Genomic DNA, 4365 nt, shown 5'->3' on the forward strand with positions numbered 1-4365 from the left:
AATATAAGGCAAAGTGGAATGGCAGGAAATATGTCAAAATAGACACATTCTATGCCAGTAGTCAGCTGTGTTCAGTCTGTGGATACCAAAATACAGAGACAAAAAATCTATCAGTAAGGGAATGGACATGTCCTGTCTGTGGAACAAATCATGACAGGGATATCAACGCAGCAAAAAATATACTGGAAGAAGGATTAAGACAAATAGCATAAAAATAACAATATAGGGCAGGGACTGCCCGAATTAACGCCTGTGGAGATAGTAGGTTACGAGGTCTGCGAAGCAGGAAGCCCATTGGCTTTAGACAATGGGTAGTTCACTACAGTTTATCAATCCAAAACACGATGCTATCACAGCAATGACATAAAGAAAAATAGTATCTCTATCCATAGTCTCACCTTCTTTCTTTATCACGCCAAGTCTGCTTTATCGTAAATCTTTATAGACAAAGATGCTGATATTGCTAAAATCGCAAAACCAATAAGGACAATACCGCCATAAACAAGGTATGGGGAAAACATAGAGAGGAAGTTTAAGTTTAGACTTCCTGCTCTCATAAACAGTGGCAGAATAAATGGCGAAGCCATAATAATCACCCCAAAGGCAAACTTTGTTTTTTCATATCCAAACTTATACTGTATTGGCAAATAAATACCAATAAAAACAGATACAATAAGAAACATAAATGCAAACAGCTTGATATCTGATGTTCCTAATCCGGGCATAAACAAGGTTTCAAGTTCAAAAACGATACAACAGATTGCATATATAGCCATGCAAAAAATGTATTTTGATGAAACTATTGCTTTCCGTGAAAATGGTGTGGCACATAGTAATGTCGCAGCTTTTGGAAATTGATACTCTTTTAGGGATACATATTGCAACAGCATGAAAACGCCAAAAATGACAGAAAGAATAAATCCAAAAACTCCCGTAAACTCCGGTGTCCGCCAACGCATGACGGGTGGGATAAGCACAATAACTACAAGCATAATCAGCACATATTTTTTTACAATCAGAAAATCCTTTTTTTAGTAGGGCGAACAACATCACTTTTCACCTCCGATATTTCCAAGCATAATATCCTCAATCGTCGGACGCTCAACCATAATGTTGGGAATATAAGACCGTACTTCGGATATTTGTTTTGTAATTCCTGTAAATCCAAAATCAGTTTCAGATATAGATAAAAAAAGCTTGCGAGCATCAGTTGTTAAAGCTCCGCTATCACCTTTGACTATCCGATATGTGTCAAGCAAGGTATCCTTTTCCTCTCGAAAGACGATACGCCCGTTATCAATCATAATGAGCATATCGGCAATCTTATCAAGGTCAGAGGTGATATGTGTCGAAAAGAAAACACCTTTGTCGCCATTTTCCATGTACTCAGTTAAGATTTTCAAAAGCTGCCCCCTAACTAAAGGATCAAGTCCGCTTGTCGGCTCATCCATAATCAAAAGTTCTGCGTTATGAGAAAGAGCTAAAGCAAGAGCATACTTCATTCTCATACCTTTGGAAAGGCTATTGATTTTTTGCTTCGGGTCAAGCGAAAACATATCCATGTACCGCTTAAAATCCTGTTCAGACCATGAAGTGTACGCAGATGAAATAATTACTTTCATTTCATCCAGCGAAAGTTCTTCGTAAAATCCCCCGCCGTCTAAAACTATACCAATACGGTCTTTGATTTCTCTTTCATTCTTATCCATGTCAAGACCGAAAAACTGAATTTTGCCGGATAGCTTGTTCGTCAGACCTAAAAGCGTCCGCAGCGTTGTTGTTTTACCTGCTCCATTGACACCAATAAAACCTGTGATACACCCCTCTGGCAAAGAGAATGTCACATCTTTCAAAGAAAAATCGCCATACGACTTATTTAAACCGCTGACTGTCAAAATATCGTTCATTTCAATCCTCCTCGTAAAGAATATCCATCATGGAATTAAGTTCTTCCTTACTGATTTTCAGTGATTTTGCTGTTTGTATCATATCCGCCATTTTTTGTTCTACAAGCCGTCGTTTGGAGTCGCGGAGTAATTCAAGATTGCTTGTAGATACAAATGTCCCAATTCCTACTTGACTTACAATAAATCCCTCCTGTTCTAACTCCTCATATACCCGTCGAATTGTTAAGACGCTCACTTTCAAATCATTAGCAAAAGCCCGAATAGAGGGAAGTGCGTCCCCTTCAACCAATTCTTCTTTTAATATGGCGTCCTTAATCTGGTCTTTTATTTGTTGGTATAAGGGAGTGTCAGAAGTATTTGAGATTAGTATTTTCACAAAGCCTCTCGCCCCTTTCTTTTAGTGTGATGTAACTACATACACATTATAAACAACAAGCACATTATTGTCAATATAATACTGAAAACAAACAGATAGAGAGGAATTACAGGATTTTTCTTTACTCTCTTTTGGCAAATCGTTAAGGAAAGAATCGAAGGTGGTGCAAACGAAAAAGCAGTATGGAGACTTTTCATTAACTGCCCTTTCGTTTGCATCAATTTCGATTTTTTCTGGTTGAACAAAGCGCGTCAACTCTATATGGACTTTTAATTCTGACACTCTATTGTTAACAGAACATATGTGGTTTTGGTTTTATAAAATGTGTTTTTTAAAAGTTTCTATATAAATGAAATTATAATTGCTAATGATATTATGGCGTGATATTATGCATATAAGAATATATATGAACGTTTTGCACTTAACATTTATAAGTTTAGCTTATTTTATGTGAGGTGAAAATTTATGAAAAAAAAGTAGGCATAATTATTTTTATAGTTTGTGTTTTTATAGGAATTGTATTTTTTAAAGAAAATAGATTATCTGAAAAGCCCGCAGAATATTTGATTGATATTATGATTAAAAATGAAGAAAAAATAAATATTGATTATATTCAAATGGGAATTATTCTTCCAGATGGTAATAAAGAAATAATCAATACTGTACGGGGGAATAGTATGGGCAATGATATGTTTCATTTCACTATAAATTACTCCCCAGACACATATTTTTTCTTAAAAGGAACATCTGATGGGAAGGAAATAGAGCCGTGCTATTTTGATATGGCAAATTATTCTAATGTTAATGAGCCACAAGAAATGTATTTTTATATAGAAGATTTCAAAATATATAAAGAATAATTTTTTTACTGTAAATGCTATAATTAAAAGAATATGTTTATGAATCTCATGGTTAAAGGCGATTAAAATGTAACTTTGTAACTTCGTTGTTTAGAGAAAGAGAGGTATTCATATAATTAGAGCAGTATTATTATTTTAGCTTTTTGTACCTGTTGATTGTACCAAAGTTAAAAGGAGAAAACAGTATGAAAAAAATGAAAATTTTATGTTCTACTATTTTGTCACTGGTGTTATTTCTAGCGTTGTATTCTCCAGTTATGGCTGCGGAAACGACAGCAACTGATAATACAACAGAGCTTTTGCGAGAATATTCTTATTACGATTCTGAACTAGATGCGTATGTTATTGCATTTACTCGTAACTCAGATGATACAATCAATTATTTAACAAAAAACGAAGCAGTTCAGTTGTCTATTATGACAGAAAATGTCCCTATAGAAGATACTTCTTCTGATGAGATTGTCCCATTTGATTACCGCGAGTGGTATAAATTTGTTCCAAGTGGTTCAAGAGTGCAATGGAGTGGTACACGACGAAAAGTACAGGCAGGTTGTGGATTTACTTGAGTAAAATCAGCTTCTTCAAACACCACATATACTGCTCACTTAAATTCTGGCGAGAAAGGATATTTAGCTTTTACGCCTTACTATAATAAAATATCCGGTTCATTGCAAGTATATTCTAACTGGGACGGGCTGATTTCCTCAAAATCAGTTACTGGATATTCTGTAAAGAAAACAGCAGATGGTGAGCCTGATGGCTTATATCAATTTATTTACAAATTTTATATCTAATTTTCGATTATCCGCATAAACACTATACTTTCAAGTATTTTGAAGTATAGAAAAAACTCATTTTACCACGAATTTACCACGATTGAATGAGCCTTGATATGACCTATAAAATAACACCCAAAAGACATCATTACACCTAAATGGTGTCTTTTTAAAAAGCAGTCAATCCTAAAACTAACTGCTTTGTGTATATGGATATGAAATTGTAAACTAGAAGCTGTTTATTTTTTCTTTTTAGGTTTTGGCGTTGGTAGTTCATCATACATCACATCAAATAACCCCGTCAGAAAATCTCTATTATCAACTTCTTCCACCAATAACATTTCTTTGGCGTTTTCGTATGGAATTTCATAAGTAACTGTTGGCATATAAGAAATTGCAGACTTTGTTGGTTTTACCAGTAACCTATCATCATATATACCGCCAAC

The 4365-nt window shown here is 34.7% G+C and carries 6 protein-coding genes and 1 pseudogene; 3 read left to right on the forward strand and 4 right to left on the reverse strand.

The window, feature by feature from the left end:
- Positions 1-212 (forward strand): zinc ribbon domain-containing protein (locus G593_RS0118085; protein ID WP_028088009.1); only part of this gene is annotated, 212 nt, incomplete at its 5' end.
- Positions 213-410: 198 nt separating this feature from the next.
- On the opposite strand, the gene G593_RS0118090 is transcribed toward G593_RS0118085, so the two are convergent.
- Genes G593_RS0118090 through G593_RS0118100 form a run of 3 tightly spaced genes read right to left on the reverse strand, consistent with a single transcriptional unit; the run spans position 411 to position 2283 of the window.
- Positions 411-992, reverse strand: a complete 582-nt coding sequence (locus G593_RS0118090) for an ABC-2 transporter permease (RefSeq protein WP_044994863.1) — start codon at positions 990-992, stop codon at positions 411-413.
- Positions 993-1049: 57 nt separating this feature from the next.
- Complete coding sequence (locus G593_RS0118095; RefSeq protein ID WP_029732589.1) at positions 1050-1907, reverse strand: ABC transporter ATP-binding protein; 858 nt, start codon at positions 1905-1907, stop codon at positions 1050-1052.
- 1 nt (position 1908) lies between these two features.
- Positions 1909-2283 (reverse strand): GntR family transcriptional regulator, encoded by a 375-nt coding sequence (locus G593_RS0118100; RefSeq protein ID WP_021908000.1) that lies wholly within the window; start codon positions 2281-2283, stop codon positions 1909-1911.
- Positions 2284-2738: 455 nt separating this feature from the next.
- Between G593_RS0118100 and G593_RS0118105 the strand changes: the two genes are divergently transcribed.
- A complete protein-coding gene (locus tag G593_RS0118105) occupies positions 2739-3143 on the forward strand; it encodes a hypothetical protein (RefSeq protein ID WP_029732590.1) in 405 nt (134 codons plus the stop codon).
- 185 nt (positions 3144-3328) lie between these two features.
- A complete protein-coding gene (locus G593_RS0118110) occupies positions 3329-3709 on the forward strand; it encodes a hypothetical protein (RefSeq protein WP_029732591.1) in 381 nt (126 codons plus the stop codon).
- Between the two features lie 449 nt (positions 3710-4158).
- On the opposite strand, the pseudogene G593_RS0118115 reads toward G593_RS0118110, so the two are convergent.
- Positions 4159-4365: pseudogene (locus G593_RS0118115) on the reverse strand (TfoX/Sxy family protein); the annotation flags it as partial.

It is taken from the genome of Dorea sp. AGR2135 (assembly GCF_000420885.1).
In the GTDB taxonomy this organism is placed as follows: Bacteria; Bacillota; Clostridia; order Lachnospirales; family Lachnospiraceae; genus Dorea; species Dorea formicigenerans.

Excerpts from the sequence above, each read along its gene's own strand:
- G593_RS0118110 (WP_029732591.1), top strand. The coding sequence starts at position 3,329 with ATGAAAAAAATGAAAATTTTATGTTCTACTATTTTGTCACTGGTGTTA.
- G593_RS0118090 (WP_044994863.1), bottom strand. The coding sequence starts at position 992 with ATGCTTGTAGTTATTGTGCTTATCCCACCCGTCATGCGTTGGCGGACA.
- G593_RS0118095 (WP_029732589.1), bottom strand. The coding sequence starts at position 1,907 with ATGAACGATATTTTGACAGTCAGCGGTTTAAATAAGTCGTATGGCGAT.